Source organism: Rahnella sp. Larv3_ips (assembly GCF_003697865.1).
GTDB classification, from domain to species: Bacteria; Pseudomonadota; Gammaproteobacteria; order Enterobacterales; family Enterobacteriaceae; genus Rahnella; species Rahnella rivi.
In genome coordinates, this window is sequence record NZ_MJIB01000013.1 from 125,613 (window position 1) to 145,438 (window position 19,826).

Sequence of the window (19,826 nt, forward strand, 5' to 3'; positions counted from 1 at the left end):
ATCACCCTGATGGGCTGCCTCTGGCGGCCCATTTTTTTGCCCATTGCCGGTGATCTGTTAAGGTCATGTTAATAGTGAATCTGGAATACTGTCTTTCATTCCGTCTCCGCTTTCATGAAAAAAGGAACTGCATTTTTGACTGTTAACGACATTCTTGATTACACCACCACTTTCATCCGCGCTCATCAGGTATGGGCTGCGCCGATTGTTTTCTTTCTGGCGTTCGGTGAGTCGCTCGCTTTCCTGTCATTGCTGCTTCCGGCAACCTTCATTTTGCTCGGGCTCGGCGCACTGATTGGCGAAACCGGCATTCCTTTCTGGCCCATTTGGGCGGCAGCGGCAGCCGGGGCGTTCTTCGGCGACTGGCTCTCCTACTGGGTCGGTTCCCATTACCAGGATCGCGTTGGTAATTTCTGGCCATTCTCCCGCCATCCGCAAATGTTAGTTCGCGGCCATGCCTTTTTTGATAAATGGGGCATGCCGGGTGCATTCATCGGCCGTTTCTTTGGCCCGCTTCGCGCCGTGGTTCCACTGGTCGCCGGAATTTGCGGTATGCCACAAAAGTATTTCCAGATTGCCAACGTCAGCTCGGCGTTGATCTGGGCCTTCGGCATTCTTGCGCCGGGTGCGTTTGGTATCCAATGGCTGAGCCGCTGGTTGTAAATCCTGCGCTCTGCCTTTGGCCGTCGCAAGGGGGGAAATGCAGAGAAATTCCATTCTGGAAGGCATCCCGCAAAGGCGCGATGCAACAGAAAATAGACTGGACATCCATACAGCCTGCTATTACCGTGACCGCAGATGATTTGAAGAGGGAAAACGTGTGGATATCAGCATTCTGACTGCCCTGGGCGCGGGGTTAATCGGCTTAGTTGTGGGCTGGCTGGTGGCCAGTTTACGTCAGCAACAACAGCAAACTGAGTTCGAGACTCAGCGCCGTCTTCTGGAGCAATCGCTGGAACAGGTGAGAGCAGAAAACGAAACGGTCAAAAGTGACCGGCAGTTCTCATTGCAGCAAATCCGGGAAGCAGAACTGGAACTGCGCAAGCTTCACAGCCTGCAGGCGGCCAGTCAGGAAAAATTGCAGTTGCTGGCGCACTGGCAAAACGAGTGCGAACAATTGAATCAGGAGCTGCGCGCGCAGCGTGAAATCAACAGCGCGCAGGAAGCCGAGTTGCGTGAGGTTTCCACCCGTCTGGATGAAACCCGCATGGCCGCCGAAGATAAACAGCGCCTGCTGATCAACAGCGAGCAGCGTCTGAGCAGCCAGTTCGAAAATCTCGCGAACCGCATCTTCGAGCAGAACGGCCGCCGCGCTGATGAACAGAACAAACAGAGCCTCGATAAACTTTTGCTGCCGTTGCGCGAGCAACTGGATGGTTTCCGCCGTCAGGTGCAGGACAGCTTTGGTCAGGAAGCGCGGGAACGGCATACGCTGGCGCACGAAATCCGCAATCTGCAGCAGCTGAATGTTGAGATGGCGCGTGAAGCCGTCAATCTGACCAAAGCGCTGAAAGGCGATAACAAAACCCAGGGCAACTGGGGCGAAGTGGTTCTCAGCCGTGTGCTTGAAGCCTCCGGGTTGCGTGAGGGGCATGAGTATCAGACGCAGGTCAGCGTGCAGGTTGACAGTAACAGCCGGATGCAGCCTGACGTTGTTGTGCGTTTGCCGCAGAACAAAGACGTCGTGATTGACGCCAAAATGACGCTGGTGGCTTATGAGCGTTACTTCAACAGTGAAGATGATGGCGAACGGGAAGTGGCGCTCAACGAGCATATCGCGTCGGTTCGCGGGCATATCCGTTTGCTGGGGCGCAAAGATTATCAGCAGCTTCCCGGCTTGCGCAGCCTCGATTATGTCCTGATGTTTATCCCCGTCGAGCCTGCGTTTCTGCTGGCCATCGACCGGGAGCCCGAATTGATCAGCGAAGCACTCCGGCACAACATTATGCTTGTCAGCCCGACGACGCTGCTGGTGGCATTACGTACCATCAGCAATTTGTGGCGCTACGAGCATCAAAGCCAGAACGCAAAACGTATCGCCGATCGCGCGGCGCGCCTGTATGACAAACTGCGCCTTTTCGTCGACGATATGGAATCGATGGGGCAAAGTCTGGACAAAGCGCAGGGCAGTTATCGCTCTGCGATGAATAAACTCTCGCAAGGGCGTGGTAATCTCATCGGGCAGGTGGAAAGTTTTCGCGCGCTGGGCGTTGAAGTTAAACGGCCTATTAGCCCCTCTCTGGCTGAGATAGCCAGAGCGGAAAACGAGCCTGAGGATACCGCATCTCTGCCCGAGACTTCTGATGCGCAAGAAGAACAGACGTTGAACCCGCATGAGTGATCATGCTTAGCCACCGGGCACTCGTTTTGACCGATTTTATGATTCAAATGATGAATCTTTGCAATATGTTGAATCAGCATCGGTGATGGGGCTTTCTAACGGGTTCTGATACACTTCTCCCCAAGAGTTCGACTGAAAAAGCAGGCAAATAAAATGGAAAAGCAGACGCAGGAAACTACGCATTTCGGTTTTCGCACGGTAGCTAAAGATGACAAGCAGGGAATGGTGGCAGATGTCTTCCATTCCGTTGCGGCAAAATATGACCTGATGAATGACCTGATGTCTTTCGGTATTCATCGTATCTGGAAACGCTTCACCATTGATTGCAGCGGTGTCCGCCGTGGTCAGCGCGTACTGGATCTGGCAGGCGGTACCGGTGATCTGACCGCGAAGTTCTCCCGGCTGGTCGGCGAGACGGGCGAAGTTGTTCTGGCAGATATCAATGATTCCATGCTGAAAATGGGACGCGAAAAACTGCGTAACCTCGGCATTGTGGGTAACGTCAGCTACGTTCAGGCTAACGCCGAAGCGCTGCCTTTCCCTGATAATTACTTCGATTGCATCACCATTTCTTTCGGTTTGCGTAACGTGACCGAAAAAGAGAAAGCGTTGCGTTCGATGTTCCGCGTGCTTAAGCCGGGTGGCCGTTTACTGGTGCTGGAATTCTCCAAACCTCAGCTGAAACCGCTGAGCAAAGCCTATGACACCTATTCCTTCCACATTTTGCCGCGCATTGGCGAACTGGTTGCACAAGATGCCGAAAGCTATCGTTATCTCGCTGAATCTATCCGCATGCACCCCGATCAGGAAACGCTGAAGGGCATGATGGGCGACGCCGGTTTTGAGAATGTGATTTATCACAATCTCACCGGGGGTATTGTGGCGCTGCACCGGGGTTTCAAATTCTGATATGAGTATGCCGATGTTGTTAACGCCGCTACTGACTGCCGCTATCGAGACGCCGCTTAATTACCTGCTTTTCAGAGATCGCAGCATGAAGGCGGCGCGGACGCGTCTGGCAGGTAAAGTTCTGCGTGTTGAATTGCAGGAACTGAGTACCCCGCTGACGTTTGTCTTCAGTGAGCAAAAAATTGATGTCCTCGGGCAATGGGATGGCGTGGCAGATTGCACCGTCACCTCAACACTCTCCGTGTTGCATAAGCTGCGCGATCGCCAGCAGTTATCGCCACTCATGCGCAGCGGTGAGCTGGTGGTCGAAGGCGATATTTCTGTGGTGCAGCAACTGGTTGCGTTGCTGGATATGGCCGAGTGGGAACCAGCGGAATTCCTGGCACCTTATATCGGTGATATTGCTGCTCAGGGAGTGAGCCAGGCGGTGCAGGGCAGTTTCCGTTTCCTGCAAAAAGGGCTTAAACATCAGCAAAACTACGTCGCGCAGACGCTGACTGAAGAGTGGAAAATGGCTCCCGGTCCGCTGGAAGTGGTGTGGTTTAGTGATGAAGTCTCCGCATTGGCAGGCGAGCTGGATACACTGGAGAAACGTATCGAAAAACTGGAGGGCAAACCGTGACGCCAAGGGAAATGCGACGTTTATACTTGATTATCCGCATGTTTCTCATCTACGGCCTTGACGAACTCATCCCTAAAATCCGTTTGACGTTGCCGCTGCGCATGGGCCGTTATCTGTTTTTCTGGTTACCAAATCGTCATAAAGAAAAGCCGCTGGGTGAGCGTATGCGTCTTGCGCTGGAAGAATTAGGTCCGGTTTGGATCAAGTTCGGCCAGATGATGTCTACACGTCGCGATCTTTTCCCGCCTCATATTGCCGACCAGCTTGCTCTGCTTCAGGATCACGTTCCTCCTTTTGATGGCGCGCTGGCACGTAAGCAAATTGATACCGCGTTGGGCGGCCCGCTGGAAAACTGGTTCGATGAATTTGATCAGACGCCGCTGGCTTCCGCCTCGATTGCTCAGGTGCATACCGCGGTGCTCAAAGAGAATGGCAAACCTGTCGTTCTGAAGGTGATCCGCCCGGATATTTTACCGACCATCAAAGCAGATATCCGTCTGATGTCGCGCCTTGCCGGTTGGGTGCCGCTTCTGCTGCCGGATGGTCGCCGTTTGCGTCCGCGTGAAGTGGTTCGCGAATATGAAAAAACGTTGCTTGATGAGCTGAACCTGCTGCGTGAAGCGGCCAATGCCATTCAGCTGCGTCGTAATTTTGAAGGCAGCCCGATGCTGTATGTGCCGGAAGTGTATCCGGACTACTGCAGCGAGCGTCTGATGGTGATGGAACGCATCTACGGAATTCCTGTTTCGGATGTTGAGGCGCTGAAAAAACAGGGCACCAACATGAAATTACTGGCGGAGCGTGGTGTTCAGGTCTTCTTTACCCAGGTTTTTCGCGACAGTTTCTTCCATGCTGACATGCATCCCGGTAACATTTTCGTCAGCTACGAAACGCCTGAAGATCCTTGCTACATAGGTATCGATTGCGGCATAGTTGGTTCGTTGAACAAAGAAGATAAGCGCTATCTGGCTGAAAATTTCATCGCTTTCTTCAATCGCGATTATCGCAAAGTGGCTGAACTGCATGTTGATTCCGGTTGGGTTCCGCGCGATACCAATGTTGAAGACTTTGAATTTGCTATCCGGACAGTATGCGAGCCGATTTTTGAAAAGCCGCTTGCAGAGATTTCCTTCGGTAACGTGTTGTTAAATCTGTTTAATACCGCGCGCCGCTTTAATATGGAAGTCCAGCCTCAACTGGTGTTGCTGCAAAAAACACTGTTGTATGTAGAAGGTCTGGGGCGTCAGCTTTATCCGCAGCTGGATTTGTGGACAACGGCGAAACCTTTCCTGGAAAGCTGGGTACGTGATCAGGTAGGTCTGCCGGCAATGATCCGCGCACTGAAAGAGCGCGCGCCATTCTGGGTTGAGAAACTGCCTGAATTACCCGATCTGGTTTATCAGAGCCTGCAACAGCACAAGCTGTTGCAGTACAACATCGAAAAGCTTTCCTCCCAAATGCACAACCAGAACTCCCGTCAGGGTCAGTCTCGTTATCTTTTGGGGATAGGGGCGACGTTGTTATTAAGCGGCACCCTTTTGCTGTTAGGCAACGTCGAGATTTATCCGGCTTGCCTGATGACCGCGGGCGCGGTTTCCTGGCTGATTGGCTGGCGACGCGCCAGCTAAAACATGTTTTAAAATTGAATGCCGTTTGCGGACGGCAATGAATGTCGTTCCTTCCTATTTGAGGTGAAAATAATGGGTGGTATTAGTATTACTAAGATCCTGATTCTCGTTGTGATTGTGGTACTGCTGTTCGGTACTAAGAAACTGCGTGGTCTGGGTGCTGATCTGGGGGCTTCCATCAAAGGCTTCAAAAAAGCCATGAGTGAAGATGATAGCCAGTCAAAAGCAAATAAAGACGCTGACATTACGCCAACTGATGCTGATTTCGCTGCCAGGTCTATCGAGGGCAAGCCGGACGCTAAAGCAGAAGACACCAAGAGCCAAAACAAAGAGCAGGTATAAACCGTGTTCGATATTGGATTTAGTGAACTGCTGCTGGTATTGGTGATTGGCCTGGTTGTTCTCGGGCCGGAGCGTTTACCTGTAGCAGTCAGAACAGTAGCAGGCTGGATCCGCACGCTTCGGGCGATGGCCGCGTCAGTACAAAGCGAGCTGTCGCAGGAGCTGAAACTTCAGGAATTGCAGGATAGCCTGAAGAAAGCCGAAGAGGCGGGTCTGAAGAATCTCACGCCGGAAATCAAAGCCTCCATGGATGAGCTGAAAGAAGCGGCTGAATCCATGAAGCAATCTATCAATTCAGGGCTCAATCCTGCCGATAAAGCGATGGAAGAAGCGAAAGCGGAAGGCAACACTATCCACAATCCTGTGATCGATGATGCCGAAGCCCACCATGATGCCGGTATTTCGCCGGCCACGGCTGACAACGTGGCCTCAGCACCGGCTGCTGCGCCACTGAGTGCGGTGGATGCGGCTCTGGCTTCAAATAAGACGGCCCATGCTGCGGCAGCACAGGCTGAAGTGCAGGCAGCGGCGGCACAATCGCCTGTCGCTGACTCTTCCGTTGCCTCTGCGCCCGTGACCAAACCGGTTGCCGTTGACGCACCGGTGGCTGAACCTTCTGCGCCGGAAACACCGGTTTCACTCACTAAACCGACAGGCGAGCGCTAAACATGGCTGTTGAAGATACTCAACCGCTTATCAGCCATCTGATTGAGCTGCGTAAGCGTCTACTGAACGCCATTGTCTGTATTTTAGTGGTGTTTTTATGTCTGGTTTATTTTGCCAATGACATCTATCAGCTGGTGGCTTCACCGTTGATTGAGCAAATGCCTTTGGGTGCGAGCATGATTGCTACTGACGTAGCATCACCGTTCTTTACGCCAATCAAGCTGACCATGATTGTCTCGGTATTTGTTTCCGCGCCGTTCATTTTGTATCAGGTGTGGGCATTCGTTGCTCCCGCGCTGTACAAGCATGAACGCCGTCTGATGATGCCGTTATTGTTCTCCAGTTCTGCATTATTTTACCTCGGTGTGGCTTTTGCTTACTTCGTGGTGTTTCCGCTGGCGTTTGCTTTTTTTGCGAAAACCGCACCGGCTGGCGTGCAGATTGCGACTGACATCAACAACTATCTCGATTTCGTGATGGCGTTGTTCATGGCGTTTGGCGTCTCATTTGAAGTGCCGATTGCCATCGTTTTACTGTGCTGGAGTGGTGTGACGACACCGGAAGACCTGAAAAAGAAACGTCCGTATGTGCTGGTCGGGGCGTTTGTGGTCGGGATGTTGTTAACGCCGCCGGATGTCTTCTCTCAGACGCTGCTGGCTATTCCGATGTATCTGCTGTTTGAAATCGGCGTGTTCTTTGCCCGTTTCTACGTAGGCGGACGTCGTCGCGCTGATGTCGATAAAGAGAACGATCCGGATCAGGCTGAGTAAGTCTCTTTGATTATTTCGATATAAAACAGAAACCGCCCAGCAGGGCGGTTTCTGTTTCAGGACAATGTATGTTTGAAATTGGCATAAACCTCACCAGTAATCAGTTTGATAAAGATCGCCCGCAGGTGGTGGAAAGAGCGCGAGCCGCCGGTCTGAGCGGTATGTTGATCACAGGTACGTCTGCGCAGGAAAGTGGTGAGGCGCAGAAAATGGCGGCTGAATACCCTGATTTCTGCTGGTCTACGGCGGGTGTGCATCCACATCAGGCCAGTGAATGGAATGCGCAGGTGGAAGCTGACATCCGTGAGCTGGCCGGATTAGCGAATGTTGTGGCAGTCGGTGAATGCGGACTGGATTTCAATCGCAATTTTTCGCCTGCCTTGCAGCAGGAATCGGCGTTTACCGCACAGCTTGCGCTGGCATCCGAGTTGCAGTTACCGGTGTTTTTACATTGTCGCGATGCCGGGGAACGTTTCGCTGCATTACTCAAGCCCTGGCTTGCGGATTTACCGGGCGGTGTCGTTCACTGCTTTACCGGTACGCGGCATGAACTTGAACTGTATTTGTCTCTCGGCCTGTCGATAGGAATTACGGGGTGGGTCTGCGATGAGCGGCGCGGGCTGGAGTTGCGTGAAATGCTGCCGCTGATCCCGGCTGAACGCTTAATGCTGGAAACCGATGCGCCCTATTTATTGCCAAGAGATATGGAAAACAAACCGAAGAACCGACGCAATGAACCGGCGTTTTTACCGCACATTGTTCATCAGGTCGCGCAGTGGCGCGGGGAAGACCCGCAGTGGCTGGCGGATATCACCGATGATAACGCGCGCAAAATGTTTGCCCTGCCAGCGCGCTGAATGTTTCACATAAAAAAGCACCGTTTAACGGTGCTTTTTTGCAGGGCACAGACAGAGAAAATGCGCTCAGAGTTTCTGGAAATGCGTATTGTCTATGCTCTGGCGGACAGGCTGATTAATCAGATTCAGCATCAGCAGCGAACGGGCTTCGCCGTCTGGCTCGGTATAAATGGCCTCGATGCCCTCGAAAATCCCTTCAGTGATCAAAACGATATCGCCTTCATACGGCGTTTCAGGATCGCGAATGTCAATCGTCGGCGGTTCCATCAGTTGTTTGATTACCTGAGGTTGCACGGTCGCCAGTTTTGGCCCGAAGCGGATGAAATGGCTGACACCACGCGTTGCGCTGATCGTCGTCGTGTGGATCCGTTCAGGGTCAAACTCGATGAACATGTAGTTCGGGAACATGGGTTCGCTGACAGGCGTGCGGCGTCCGCGCACCATCTTTTCCAGGGTGATCATGGGCGTCAGGCAGTTTACTTGCTGGCGCTCAAGATGTTCTTTGGCGCGGAGCAACTGGCCGCGTTTGCAATAGAGTAAGTACCAGGATTCCATAGTTTCCCACATTAAAACGTTGATTCCGGCAGCATAACAAAAGCTGCCCCTGAGATACAGGCAGTGAGATTCTGTGCAGACGCTTGCTGATTGTCGGTCTGTTATCTTTTATTATCGAAGAAAAGTGCACACTTATCCCTTTATCTTCCTCTTATTACAGTCAGGAGAAGCGTCATGGAGCTGTTCTTACTGAGCAACGGTAAGCTTTCCGGTGAATCTGAATTACTGGGCTATGCAAAAGATCGTATCCAGGCGGTGCTGAAATCCCGCGGGATCACCTCCGCCGTGCTGATCCCCTACGCACTGATCCGCAGCGATTATGATGAGCGCGCCGGTGCGCTGGCCGATGTGCTGGGCATTGAAGTCACCAGCATTCATCACGCAGATAATCCGGCGCACGCCATTGCCAGTGCGCAATGTATTTTGGTCAGCGGCGGTAATACCTGGATGCTCAACCAGATGCTGCATGAGAAGGGGCTGATCGTCCCTGTTCAGCGTGCTGTGCGTGAACGCAATGTGCCGTATATCGGCTGGAGCGCGGGGTGTAACGTGGCAACGCCAAGTATTCGTACCACTAATGATATGCCAGTCCGCAATTCTGTGGTGCTGCCCTCTCTTGGCCTGTTCCCGGTACAAATCAATCCGCATTACATCGATGCACACCTGAGTGGCCATATGGGTGAAACCCGTGACGAGCGCATTGCTGAATTTTGCGCGGTGAATCCGTCTGAGGCGGTCATTGCGCTGCGTGAAGGCAGTTTGTTGCAGGTATCCGGCAATGAGCTGAGCTATTTCAGCGCCAGAAATCAGGGCTTCAAGGTGTTCCGGCATGGTCATGAGATTCAGGAATATCATGACACCCAGGCGTTGAGCGCGTGGGTACCCTTTACCTGTTTGTGATCGGATCATTGGCAGACGATTTGCGCACCGTCAGACCAACAGCGTTGGTTTCTGGCGGTTACACTGGTTTTTCATTATCGGCGTTTACCTGCTGATAACAAAAAGGCAGCAACAACCCCGGAGAGGCTCTATAATGCTCTCCTTCAACCCGGCGACTCAGAATCAGCATGAAATACCGTGATTTACGTGACTTCCTCTCGTTACTCGAAAAGAGAGGCCAACTGAAACGCATTACTCAGTCTGTCGATCCCTACCTGGAAATGACCGAAATTGCTGACCGTACCCTGCGTGCGGGCGGCCCGGCGTTGTTGTTTGAAAATCCAAAAGGGTACGACATGCCGGTGCTGTGTAATTTATTCGGCACACCTGAGCGTGTGGCGATGGGCATGGGCAAAGAGGACGTCAGTGCGTTACGTGAAGTCGGTGAGTTGCTGGCGTTTCTGAAAGAGCCTGAGCCGCCACGCGGTTTGCGCGATTTATACGATAAGGCGCCGAAGTTTAAGCAGGTGCTGAACATGCCGACAAAAGTGCTGCATTCCGCACCTTGTCAGCAGGAAATTTGGGAAGGCGACGAGGTGGATATCACCCGCATTCCGGTGATGCAGTGCTGGCCGGAAGATGCCGCGCCGTTGATCACCTGGGGCCTGACTGTCACCCGTGGGCCGGAAAAACCCCGTCAGAATCTGGGCATTTATCGCCAGCAGGTTCTCGGGAAAAACAAAGTCATCATGCGCTGGTTATCCCATCGCGGCGGTGCGCTTGATTTCCAGGAGTGGTGCCAGAAGAATCCCGGCCAGCGTTTCCCGGTTTCTGTGGCGTTGGGTGCAGATCCCGCCACCATTCTGGGCGCAGTGACGCCGGTGCCGGATTCGTTGTCTGAATATGCGTTCGCCGGTTTGCTGCGCGGTAATAAAACCGAAGTGGTGAAGTGTATTTCCAACGATCTCGAAGTCCCTGCCAGTGCGGAAATCGTGCTCGAAGGGTATATCGAGCCGGGCGAGATGGCGCCGGAAGGCCCGTATGGCGACCATACCGGCTACTATAATGAAGTAGACAGCTTCCCGGTCTTCACGATCACGCATATGACGCAGCGTAAAGATCCCATCTATCATTCGACCTATACCGGCCGTCCGCCGGATGAGCCTGCGGTGCTGGGCGTGGCGCTGAATGAAGTCTTTGTGCCGATTCTGAAGAAACAATTCCCGGAAATTGTTGATTTTTATCTGCCGCCGGAGGGTTGCTCCTACCGTATGGCTGTCGTTACCATGAAGAAACAGTACCCTGGTCATGCAAAGCGCGTGATGATGGGTGTCTGGTCATTCCTGCGTCAGTTCATGTACACCAAGTTTGTGATTGTGTGCGATGACGATGTGAATGCCCGTGACTGGAACGACGTGATTTGGGCGATTACCACCAGAATGGATCCCGCACGGGATACGGTTTTGGTCGAAAATACGCCGATCGATTATCTCGATTTTGCCTCGCCTGTATCGGGCCTCGGTTCGAAAATGGGGATGGATGCGACCAACAAATGGCCGGGTGAAACACAGCGTGAGTGGGGGCGTCCGATAGTGAAGGATCCTGCCGTCACCGCCCGTATCGATGCCATCTGGGATGAGCTCGCTATTTTTAATGATAAAGACGATGCGAAAAAATAATCGACTCTTTGTCCCACGCTTTGCTTTGATGACCCACAGAGGGAACGCATGACAACTTTGAGCTGTAAAGTGACCTCCGTTGAGGCGATTACCGATACGGTGTATCGGGTCCGGTTGTTGCCGGAAGCGCCTTTTTCTTTCCGCGCGGGTCAGTATCTGATGGTCGTGATGGACGAGCGCGATAAGCGTCCGTTCTCTCTGGCCTCCACGCCTGCTGAACACAACGTGATTGAGTTGCACATCGGCGCCTCCGAACTGAATCTGTACGCGATGGCGGTGATGGATCGCATTCTGAAAGAACAGGCGATTACCGTGGATATTCCTCACGGCGATGCCTGGTTGCGCGAAGAAGGCCAGCGTCCGCTGGTGCTGATTGCGGGCGGCACCGGTTTTTCTTATGTGCGTTCCATTTTGATCACCGCGCTTGAGCAACAGCCTCATCGCGATATCTCCATTTACTGGGGCGGGCGCGAGCTGAAGCATCTGTACGATTTGGGCGAGCTGGAAGCACTGAGCATTCATCACCCGAATCTGAAAGTGATCCCGGTGGTGGAACAGCCTGAAGACGGCTGGCAGGGCAGAAGCGGTACCGTTCTGAGCGCGGTGTTGCAGGATTTCACCTCGCTGGCGGAGCACGATATTTATATCGCAGGCCGTTTTGAGATGGCAAAAATCGCCCGCGAGCGCTTTGTTGCAGAGCGCGGCGCGCTGGAAGATCGACTGTTTGGTGATGCGTTCTCTTTCATTTGATGTGACGCTACCGTCGTGAAAAAGCCCGCCCCTGACAGGCGGGAAAACGGCAACTAAAACGGGCAGATAAGATTCATAAAAGCGGACAATCTGTCCGCTTTTTGTTTATGCAGAAAAGAGTAAAACTCAGACGCGTTCGAAAACGGTCGCGATGCCCTGACCTAAACCGATACACATGGTCGCAACGCCAAACTGCACGTCGCGGCGTTCCATCAGGTTCAGCAGCGTCGTTGAGATACGTGAACCGGAGCAGCCAAGCGGATGACCGAGTGCAATCGCGCCGCCGTTCAGGTTGACGCGCTCTTCCATGGTTTCCAGCAGCCCCAAATCTTTCACGCAGGGTAAGGCTTGTGCCGCGAAGGCTTCGTTCAGTTCGAACAGGCCGATATCCTGCACGCTCAGTCCGGCGCGTTTCAGAGCCAGGCGCGTCGCCGGGACCGGGCCGTAACCCATAATCGACGGATCGCAGCCGACCACCGCCATCGCACGAATTCGCGCACGGGCTTTCAGGCCCAGAGATTTGGCATGTGCTTCACTCATCAGCAGCATCGCCGATGCGCCGTCGGAGAGGGCAGATGACGTGCCCGCAGTGACGGTGCCGTTGACCGGGTCAAACGCCGGACGCAGCGCCGCCAGCGTAGCGACGGTAGTTTCCGGGCGGATCACCTCGTCAAAATCATAACGGGTCAGCACGCCTTCTGCGTTATGGCCTTCGGTCGGGACGATTTCATTGGCAAAGTGTCCGGCGAGCGTGGCCGCGTGGGCGCGATGATGCGAACGTGCTGCAAACTCATCCTGCATTTCACGGCTGATCTGGTGCATTTTCGCCAGCATTTCAGCGGTCAGCCCCATCATTCCCGCCGCTTTCGCCACGGTTTTGCTCAGACCCGGATGGAAATCCACGCCGTGATTCATCGGCACGTGGCCCATATGTTCCACACCGCCAATCAGGCTGACCTGTGCGTCGCCGACCATAATGGCGCGGGCGGCGTCGTGCAGTGCCTGCATGGAAGAACCGCACAGACGGTTAACCGTGGTCGCCGGGACACTGTGTGGAATTTCCGCCAGCAGCGCCGCATTGCGGGCAATGTTGAAGCCCTGTTCCAGCGTCTGCTGCACGCAGCCCCAGTAAATATCATCAATATCTTTGGCGTTCAGCGCCGGATTTCGGGCCAGCACCGCGCGCATCAGATGCGCGGAGAGATCTTCAGCCCTGACGTGGCGAAATGCGCCGCCCTTTGAACGGCCCATCGGCGTGCGGACTGCGTCAACAATGACTACGTTTTCCATGATTTCGGTCCTTATGCCTGATTGCAGGTGCTGATGTTTTCCAGCGCAGCCGCAACCGGGTAGTAACTTTCATTGGTTTGCGCTTTGGCGCGAAGCCCGTCCGGTGCCTGATACATTGGCCCCAGGTGCGCGTAATGTTCGGTCATTTTCAGATACTCAGCCGTGCCAAGCGTGTCCAGATAACGGAACGGGCCGCCGTGGAACGGAGGGAAACCGATGCCGTATACCAGCGCCATGTCGGCTTCGGCCGGGCTGGCAATAATGCCTTCTTCGAAGCAGCGCACCACTTCGTTAATCATCGGGATCATCATGCGGGCAATGATGTCCTGTGGTGAGAATTCTGCATGTGCCGGTTTCAGATTATCGGCCAGCAGGCTGACAGCCTGTTCGTCGACGTCTTTACGCGGCTTGCCTTTGCTGTCTTCACTGTAGCGGTAGAAGCCCAGCTGATTTTTCTGGCCGAAACGGCGGTTATCGAACAGCACGTCGATGGCGTCACGGTAGTTTCGCGCCATACGCTGCGGAAATCCGGCGGCCATAACGGCCTGCGCGTGATGCGCGGTGTCGATGCCCACGACGTCCAGCAGATATGCCGGGCCCATCGGCCAGCCGAACTGTTTTTCCATCACTTTGTCGATCTGGCGGAAATCGGCCCCGTCACGCAGCAGTAAACTGAAACCGGAGAAATACGGGAACAGCACGCGGTTAACGAAGAAGCCCGGGCAGTCGTTCACCACGATCGGCGTTTTACCCATTGCCAGCGCGTAAGAGACAATGCGTGAAAGGGTTTTGTCTGAGGTTTTCGCGCCACGCACGATTTCAACCAGCGGCATACGATGCACCGGATTGAAGAAGTGCATGCCGCAGAAGTTTTCCGGGCGTTTCAGTGAAGAAGCCAGCTGGTCGATCGGAATGGTTGACGTGTTGGAAGCCAGCACGGTATCGGCGTCGAGCAGCGATTCCGCTTCCGCCAGCACCGCAGCTTTCACTTTCGGGTTCTCCACGACGGCTTCGACCACGACGCTGGCGCGTTCGATTCCGCTGTAATCCAGCGTCGGATGAATGGTCGACAGCACGTTGGCCATTTTCAGACCGTCGAGTTTGCCGCGCTCCAGCTGTTTGTTCAGCAACTTGGCCGCTTCGTTCATGCCGAGCGTCAGGGACTGGTCGCTGATGTCTTTCATCACAACCGGTACGCCTTTCAGGGCAGACTGATACGCAATCCCGCCACCCATAATGCCCGCTCCCAGCACCGCAGCCTGCTTTGGTTTTTCGCTGCCGTGCGCCAGTTTTTTGGCTTTCGCTTTGACGAACTGATCGTTGAGGAAAATGCTGACCAGCGCGCGGGCTTCTTTAGATTGCGCGAGGGGAACAAAACTGGCTGTTTCCAGTTTCAGCGCATCGTCACGGCCCAGACGTGCGGCGGCTTCAATGGTTTTCACCGCGGTCATCGGCGCAGGGTAATGTTTCCCCGCGTTCTGCATGACCATGCTTTTGGCGACGCTGAAACTCATCGTCGCTTCAATCTGGCTGAGTTTCAGCGGCAGACGTTTGGGTTCGCGACGGCTTTGCCATTCCAGTTTGCCGGCCACGGCATTTTTCAGCATGGTGATCCCGGCGTTGCGCAGTGTGTCGGCGTCGACCACCGCATCCACCAGCCCGATTTTCAGGGCTTCTTTCCCGCTGATATTTTTTCCGGCGGCGATAATTTCCAGTGCGCTGTCAGTGCCAATCAGGCGCGGCAGACGCACGGAACCGCCAAAACCCGGCATGATCCCTAAGCTGGTTTCCGGCAGGCCAATGCGCGCATCCGCAGTACTGATACGAAAATCCGTCGCCAGCACGCATTCACAGCCGCCGCCCAGGGCATATCCGCTGATGGCGGAAAGCGTGGGTACCGGTAAATCTTCCAGCCGGTTAAAAATGCTGTTGGCGAAATTCAGCCACTCATGCAGTTTCTGGGCGGGCGCGTTGAACAGGGATAAAAATTCGGTGATATCTGCCCCGACAATAAATGCCGGTTTTGCAGAACTCAGCAGTAAACCTTTCAGGCCTGACTGTTTCTCGAGCACTGCGATCGCCTCGCCCAGGCTGGCAACCGTTTGGGTATCGAGCTTGTTTACGGAGCCCGGAGCATCGAAGACCAGCTCGGCGATCCCCTCGTCGAGCCAGTGCAGGTGTAATGTTTCGCCTTGGTAAAGCATGTGTCTCTCCTGAATCATCTGTGATGATCTGGTATGACCAGATGCTTTCGAGTGTGGTTATTATGTTAATAATTTGCAAATGAGATGTGTTTTATTTGCAGGCAAGATCACAAACCTTCCGGGACTATGGCAGCCGTAAGGCTGTGGTAAGATGCTGCATCGTCTTTCCGGTGAAATAAGGACAGTTGGATGGAATCGCTTTCTACGCTTTATAAAGAACATATCGCCACGTTGCAGTCGCGTGCCCGCGAAATTCTGCAACGTTCTCAGCTTGATGCGTTACTGATTCACTCCGGTGAACTGATAACGACCTTCCTTGATGATCACAGTTATCCGTTCAAAGTGAACCCGCAATTCAAAGCCTGGGTGCCGGTCACCAAAGTGCCAAATTGCTGGTTATGGGTGGATGGCGTGAATGCGCCTAAGTTGTGGTTCTATTCGCCGGTTGACTACTGGCACAGCCACGAGCCGCTGCCGGATTCATTCTGGACCAAAGAAATCGCGATTACGCCGCTGGCTAATGCCGATGAGATCAAAAGCCAGTTGCCGGTGGATCTTAAGCGCGTGGGTTACATCGGTTCGAGCCAGGATCGTGCTATCAGCCTGGGCGTGCCTGCTGCCAACGTGAACGCGAAAGCGGTGCTGGATTTCCTGCATTATCATCGCTCGTATAAAACCGGCTATGAACTGGCCTGTATGCGTGAAGCGCAGAAAGTGGCGGTCAGCGGGCATCGTGCGGCGAAAGAAGCGTTCCTTTCCGGCATGAGCGAGTTCGACATCAACCTGGCGTATCTCACCGCCACCGGCCACCGTGATACCGATGTGCCGTACGACAATATTGTTGCGCTCAATGAACATGCGTCGGTACTTCACTACACCACGCTTGATAACCAGCCGCCTGCCGACATGCGCAGCTTCCTGCTGGATGCCGGTGCGGAATATAACGGTTACGCCGCTGATCTGACCCGTACCTACGCCGGGAAACCGGACAGCGATTTCGCCGCACTGGTGAAAGACCTCAATACGGAGGAACTGGCTTTAATTGACACGATCAAGGCCGGTGTGCGCTACACCGACTATCATGTTCAGATGCATCACCGTATCGCCAAATTGCTGAAAGCGCACAAGCTGGTGGTTGATATCAGCGAAGACGCCATGGTGGAACAGAACCTGACCGGGCCTTTCCTGCCACATGGTCTTGGGCATCCGCTGGGGTTACAGGTGCATGACGTTGCCGGTTTCATGCAGGATGATAAGGGCACCCATCAGGCCGCCCCTTCGCAATATCCTTTCCTGCGTTGTACCCGTGTGATTGAGCCGGGTATGGTGCTGACCATTGAACCGGGCCTGTATTTCATCGATTCGCTGCTGGCACCGTTGCGCGAGGGGCAATTCAGTAAGCACTTCGCCTGGGATCGCATTGAAGCGCTGAAGCCTTTTGGCGGGATCCGTATCGAGGACAACATTGTTATCCACGATAATCGCATCGAAAACATGACCCGTGACCTGAAGCTGGCCTGATGCAGCCGTATCGGGTTCCCGCTGAGTCAGTCAGTTTCAGCGAGGAAATAAAGAAAAGCCGCTTCATTACCTTACTGGCACGAACAGAGGGCGTTGAAGCGGCCAAAGCATTTATTCAGGATATCCGCCATCAGCATCCGGCAGCGCGTCATCATTGCTGGGCGTTTGTGGCTGGCGCGCCGGATGATTCTCAGCAACTGGGATTTTCTGATGACGGCGAACCTGCAGGTACAGCGGGTAAACCGATCCTCAGCCAACTGATGGGAAGCGGTGTCGGTGAGATCACCGCCGTCGTCGTGCGCTATTATGGCGGTATTATGCTGGGCACCGGCGGGCTGGTGAAAGCCTATGGCGGCGGCGTTCAGCAAGCTTTAAAACAACTTACCGTGCAACAAAAAGTTCCGCTGGCAGAATACGCGGTGCAGTGTGATTACAGCCAGTTACAGCTGGTGGAAACGCTGCTCTCGCAAGTCGGCGGACATATCTTACGCAGTGAGTATGGCGCTGCTGTCGATCTCGTTCTGGCGCTGCCTGCTGCAGAGGCAACAGCAACCGTCAGTCACTTATTCGATATCAGCCGTGGCACGCTCATTCTGCGTCCGGTTTCATAATTTTTTCTATGGTTAATTCGCTGAGGAACGCACCAGCATGCATTTTCGTGCCATAACACGCATCGTCGGGGTGCTCGTCATCCTGTTCTCCGGAACGATGATTATTCCCGGCCTGGTCGCCCTGATTTACCGCGACGGCGCAGGACGTGCGTTCAGCCAGACGTTTTTTGTCGCCCTGACGATTGGTTTATTCCTCTGGCTTCCCAACCGAAAGCAGAAAAGTGAGCTGAAGCCGCGCGAAGGTTTCCTGATCGTGGTGCTGTTCTGGACGGTGCTGGGCAGCGTCGGGGCATTGCCCTTTCTGTTTTCCGAGCGGCCGAATCTGTCGCTGACCGACGCTTTCTTTGAATCCTTCTCTGGGCTGACGACGACGGGCGCGACCACGCTGGTGGGGCTGGACTCATTACCCAAAGCCATTTTGTTCTACCGACAAATGCTGCAATGGTTTGGCGGTATGGGGATCATTGTGCTCGCGGTGGCGATTCTGCCGATATTGGGCGTCGGCGGGATGCAGCTGTACCGTGCTGAAATGCCGGGACCACTGAAAGATAACAAGATGCGGCCACGTATTGCTGAAACGGCGAAAACCCTTTGGCTGATTTACGTACTTCTGACCATTGCCTGTGCATTATCGCTGTGGGGCGCGGGGATGTCCGCATTTGATGCTATCGGGCATAGCTTCTCGACGATCGCCATCGGAGGATTTTCAACCCATGACGCCAGTATTGGATATTTTCACAGCGGCACCATCAACAGCATTATCGCTGTGTTCCTGCTGATATCCGGTTGTAACTACGGCCTTCATTTTGCGGTACTCAGCGGACGTAATCTCAAGGTGTACTGGCGTGACCCGGAATTTCGGATGTTCATCGGGGTGCAATTTACGCTGGTGGTCATCTGTACGCTGGTTCTGTGGATCCACAATGTTTACGGCTCAGGTCTGGAAACCATTAATCAGGCCTTCTTCCAGGTGGTTTCCATGGCAACCACGGCGGGGTACACCACCGACAGTATTTCGAAATGGCCGCTGTTTTTGCCTCTTCTATTATTGTGCTCTGCGTTTATCGGAGGTTGTGCTGGTTCAACCGGTGGCGGTCTGAAGGTTATCCGTATCCTGCTGCTTTACTTACAGGGGACGCGCGAGCTGAAAAGGTTGGTCCACCCCAATGCGGTTTACACCATCAAGCTGGGTAACCGTGCACTGCCTGAACGCATCATCGAAGCCGTGTGGGGATTCTTTTCCGCTTACGCGCTGGTATTTATAGTCAGCATGCTGGCGATTGTCGCGACGGGGGTCGATAACTTCTCGGCGTTTGCTGCGGTCACGGCCACGCTCAATAATCTTGGGCCGGGTCTGGGCGTTGTCGCCGATAATTTTGCATCCATGAACTCTGTGGCGAAATGGATCCTGATCGTCACCATGTTGTTTGGCCGTCTCGAGGTCTTCACACTATTAGTCCTGTTCACGCCGACGTTCTGGCGCGAATAAGTTTATGAAAGGGAAACAAGAATGAAAGCGTTGATACTTTACTCAAGTCGTGACGGGCAGACCCATGCCATCTCTTCTTATATAGCCAGTGTGCTTAAAGAGAAGTGCAACTGTGATGTCATCGACCTGGCACACGCTGAGCATGTGGATTTGAAAACCTACGACCAGGTGATGATTGGCGCTTCTATACGTTATGGCCACTTCAATCCGGTGCTGGATAAATTCGTTAAAAAACATGCCGACACCTTGAATCAAATGCCGTCTGCATTCTTTGGCGTGAATCTCACCGCCCGTAAGCCTGAGAAGCGCAGCCCGCAGACCAATGCCTATGTGCGTAAGTTTCTGCTGGCCTCTCCGTGGGAACCGGCGATTTGTGGCGTTTTCGCCGGAGCATTACGTTATCCACGATATCGCTGGTTCGATAAGGTCATGATCCAACTTATTATGCGTATGACCGGTGGGGAAACGGATACCCGTAAAGAAGTGGAGTACACCGACTGGCAGCAGGTAGCCAAATTCGCTGAGGACTTTGGGCAAATATCGTATAAAAAATCGCTGTAATGCGGTCTTTATCAACGTTTAGACCAAAAAAAAAGCACTCAGAAAGTTTTTTGAAATTAGGGGTTGCGGCCTTCTGAGAACTCCCTATAATGCGCCTCCACTGACCGGGAACAACGACTGAGAAGTCGCTCGGACAGGAAGAGAAAAAGATG

General features: G+C 53.8%; 19 protein-coding genes. 16 read left to right on the forward strand and 3 right to left on the reverse strand.

The annotated features are described in order from the left end of the window. The first annotated feature begins 114 nt into the window (after positions 1-114). The 9 genes from ED901_RS16445 (at position 115) to tatD (ending at position 8,135) form a co-directional block, all read left to right on the forward strand. Entirely contained in the window at positions 115-663 is a 549-nt protein-coding gene (locus ED901_RS16445) for a DedA family protein (protein ID WP_371414319.1), read from the forward strand. Between the two features lie 157 nt (positions 664-820). Then, positions 821-2,341, forward strand: coding sequence for a DNA recombination protein RmuC (gene rmuC, locus ED901_RS16450; protein ID WP_122096556.1), 1,521 nt, complete (start codon positions 821-823; stop codon positions 2,339-2,341). 153 nt (positions 2,342-2,494) lie between these two features. Further along, a complete protein-coding gene (gene ubiE / locus ED901_RS16455) occupies positions 2,495-3,250 on the forward strand; it encodes a bifunctional demethylmenaquinone methyltransferase/2-methoxy-6-polyprenyl-1,4-benzoquinol methylase UbiE (RefSeq protein WP_056772081.1) in 756 nt (251 codons plus the stop codon). 13 nt (positions 3,251-3,263) lie between these two features. Beyond that, positions 3,264-3,872 (forward strand): SCP2 domain-containing protein, encoded by a 609-nt coding sequence (locus tag ED901_RS16460; protein WP_122096577.1) that lies wholly within the window; start codon positions 3,264-3,266, stop codon positions 3,870-3,872. Continuing rightward, a complete protein-coding gene (gene ubiB / locus ED901_RS16465) occupies positions 3,869-5,500 on the forward strand; it encodes a ubiquinone biosynthesis regulatory protein kinase UbiB (protein ID WP_056772077.1) in 1,632 nt (543 codons plus the stop codon). Before ED901_RS16460 ends, ubiB begins: the two co-directional genes overlap by 4 nt. A gap of 72 nt (positions 5,501-5,572) precedes the next feature. Next, on the forward strand, positions 5,573-5,842 hold the full coding sequence (gene tatA, locus ED901_RS16470; RefSeq protein ID WP_056772075.1) for a twin-arginine translocase TatA/TatE family subunit: 270 nt from the start codon (positions 5,573-5,575) through the stop codon (positions 5,840-5,842). 3 nt (positions 5,843-5,845) lie between these two features. Then, positions 5,846-6,508 carry a Sec-independent protein translocase protein TatB gene (gene tatB / locus ED901_RS16475; protein WP_122096557.1) on the forward strand — a complete coding sequence of 221 codons (663 nt, stop codon included), beginning with the start codon at positions 5,846-5,848 and terminating at the stop codon, positions 6,506-6,508. Between the two features lie 2 nt (positions 6,509-6,510). Beyond that, positions 6,511-7,278: a Sec-independent protein translocase subunit TatC gene (tatC, locus tag ED901_RS16480; RefSeq protein ID WP_056772070.1), complete on the forward strand. Its 768-nt coding sequence runs from the start codon at positions 6,511-6,513 to the stop codon at positions 7,276-7,278. A 68-nt stretch (positions 7,279-7,346) separates the two neighbouring features. After that, on the forward strand, positions 7,347-8,135 hold the full coding sequence (tatD, locus tag ED901_RS16485) for a 3'-5' ssDNA/RNA exonuclease TatD (protein WP_122096558.1): 789 nt from the start codon (positions 7,347-7,349) through the stop codon (positions 8,133-8,135). Between the two features lie 66 nt (positions 8,136-8,201). On the opposite strand, the gene rfaH is transcribed toward tatD, so the two are convergent. After that, positions 8,202-8,690 carry a transcription/translation regulatory transformer protein RfaH gene (rfaH, locus tag ED901_RS16490; protein WP_122096578.1) on the reverse strand — a complete coding sequence of 163 codons (489 nt, stop codon included), beginning with the start codon at positions 8,688-8,690 and terminating at the stop codon, positions 8,202-8,204. 174 nt (positions 8,691-8,864) lie between these two features. Between rfaH and pepE the strand changes: the two genes are divergently transcribed. The 3 genes from pepE (at position 8,865) to fre (ending at position 11,998) form a co-directional block, all read left to right on the forward strand. Beyond that, positions 8,865-9,590, forward strand: a complete 726-nt coding sequence (gene pepE, locus ED901_RS16495; RefSeq protein WP_122096559.1) for a dipeptidase PepE — start codon at positions 8,865-8,867, stop codon at positions 9,588-9,590. A gap of 167 nt (positions 9,591-9,757) precedes the next feature. Continuing rightward, complete coding sequence (gene ubiD / locus ED901_RS16500; protein ID WP_056772062.1) at positions 9,758-11,248, forward strand: 4-hydroxy-3-polyprenylbenzoate decarboxylase; 1,491 nt, start codon at positions 9,758-9,760, stop codon at positions 11,246-11,248. A 48-nt stretch (positions 11,249-11,296) separates the two neighbouring features. Continuing rightward, a complete protein-coding gene (gene fre, locus ED901_RS16505) occupies positions 11,297-11,998 on the forward strand; it encodes an NAD(P)H-flavin reductase (RefSeq protein ID WP_056772058.1) in 702 nt (233 codons plus the stop codon). 126 nt (positions 11,999-12,124) lie between these two features. On the opposite strand, the gene fadA is transcribed toward fre, so the two are convergent. Together fadA and fadB are read right to left on the reverse strand one after the other, a co-directional pair. Next, a complete protein-coding gene (gene fadA, locus ED901_RS16510; RefSeq protein WP_122096560.1) occupies positions 12,125-13,288 on the reverse strand; it encodes an acetyl-CoA C-acyltransferase FadA in 1,164 nt (387 codons plus the stop codon). Between the two features lie 11 nt (positions 13,289-13,299). Next, positions 13,300-15,492, reverse strand: coding sequence for a fatty acid oxidation complex subunit alpha FadB (fadB, locus tag ED901_RS16515; RefSeq protein ID WP_122096561.1), 2,193 nt, complete (start codon positions 15,490-15,492; stop codon positions 13,300-13,302). A 189-nt stretch (positions 15,493-15,681) separates the two neighbouring features. Between fadB and pepQ the strand changes: the two genes are divergently transcribed. From pepQ to hemG, 4 genes are read left to right on the forward strand one after another with little or no spacing between them, the layout of a single operon-like run. Further along, positions 15,682-17,013, forward strand: a complete 1,332-nt coding sequence (pepQ, locus tag ED901_RS16520) for a Xaa-Pro dipeptidase (RefSeq protein WP_122096562.1) — start codon at positions 15,682-15,684, stop codon at positions 17,011-17,013. Continuing rightward, positions 17,013-17,624, forward strand: coding sequence for an IMPACT family protein (locus ED901_RS16525; RefSeq protein WP_122096563.1), 612 nt, complete (start codon positions 17,013-17,015; stop codon positions 17,622-17,624). The genes pepQ and ED901_RS16525 overlap by 1 nt, the downstream gene beginning before the upstream one ends. A 37-nt stretch (positions 17,625-17,661) precedes the next feature. Then, on the forward strand, positions 17,662-19,113 hold the full coding sequence (gene trkH / locus ED901_RS16530; protein ID WP_056772045.1) for a Trk system potassium transporter TrkH: 1,452 nt from the start codon (positions 17,662-17,664) through the stop codon (positions 19,111-19,113). Positions 19,114-19,134: 21 nt separating this feature from the next. Next, positions 19,135-19,674, forward strand: coding sequence for a menaquinone-dependent protoporphyrinogen IX dehydrogenase (gene hemG, locus ED901_RS16535; RefSeq protein ID WP_122096564.1), 540 nt, complete (start codon positions 19,135-19,137; stop codon positions 19,672-19,674). The last annotated feature ends 152 nt before the right edge of the window (positions 19,675-19,826 follow it).

Coding starts and splice junctions, on each gene's coding strand:
- fre (WP_056772058.1), top strand. CDS start 11,297: ATGACAACTTTGAGCTGTAAAGTGACCTCCGTTGAGGCGATTACCGAT.
- rfaH (WP_122096578.1), bottom strand. CDS start 8,690: ATGGAATCCTGGTACTTACTCTATTGCAAACGCGGCCAGTTGCTCCGC.
- tatD (WP_122096558.1), top strand. CDS start 7,347: ATGTTTGAAATTGGCATAAACCTCACCAGTAATCAGTTTGATAAAGAT.
- fadB (WP_122096561.1), bottom strand. CDS start 15,492: ATGCTTTACCAAGGCGAAACATTACACCTGCACTGGCTCGACGAGGGG.
- ubiD (WP_056772062.1), top strand. CDS start 9,758: ATGAAATACCGTGATTTACGTGACTTCCTCTCGTTACTCGAAAAGAGA.
- trkH (WP_056772045.1), top strand. CDS start 17,662: ATGCATTTTCGTGCCATAACACGCATCGTCGGGGTGCTCGTCATCCTG.
- ubiE (WP_056772081.1), top strand. CDS start 2,495: ATGGAAAAGCAGACGCAGGAAACTACGCATTTCGGTTTTCGCACGGTA.
- ED901_RS16525 (WP_122096563.1), top strand. CDS start 17,013: ATGCAGCCGTATCGGGTTCCCGCTGAGTCAGTCAGTTTCAGCGAGGAA.
- pepE (WP_122096559.1), top strand. CDS start 8,865: ATGGAGCTGTTCTTACTGAGCAACGGTAAGCTTTCCGGTGAATCTGAA.
- hemG (WP_122096564.1), top strand. CDS start 19,135: ATGAAAGCGTTGATACTTTACTCAAGTCGTGACGGGCAGACCCATGCC.
- ED901_RS16460 (WP_122096577.1), top strand. CDS start 3,264: ATGTTGTTAACGCCGCTACTGACTGCCGCTATCGAGACGCCGCTTAAT.
- pepQ (WP_122096562.1), top strand. CDS start 15,682: ATGGAATCGCTTTCTACGCTTTATAAAGAACATATCGCCACGTTGCAG.
- tatA (WP_056772075.1), top strand. CDS start 5,573: ATGGGTGGTATTAGTATTACTAAGATCCTGATTCTCGTTGTGATTGTG.
- tatC (WP_056772070.1), top strand. CDS start 6,511: ATGGCTGTTGAAGATACTCAACCGCTTATCAGCCATCTGATTGAGCTG.
- fadA (WP_122096560.1), bottom strand. CDS start 13,288: ATGGAAAACGTAGTCATTGTTGACGCAGTCCGCACGCCGATGGGCCGT.
- ED901_RS16445 (WP_371414319.1), top strand. CDS start 115: ATGAAAAAAGGAACTGCATTTTTGACTGTTAACGACATTCTTGATTAC.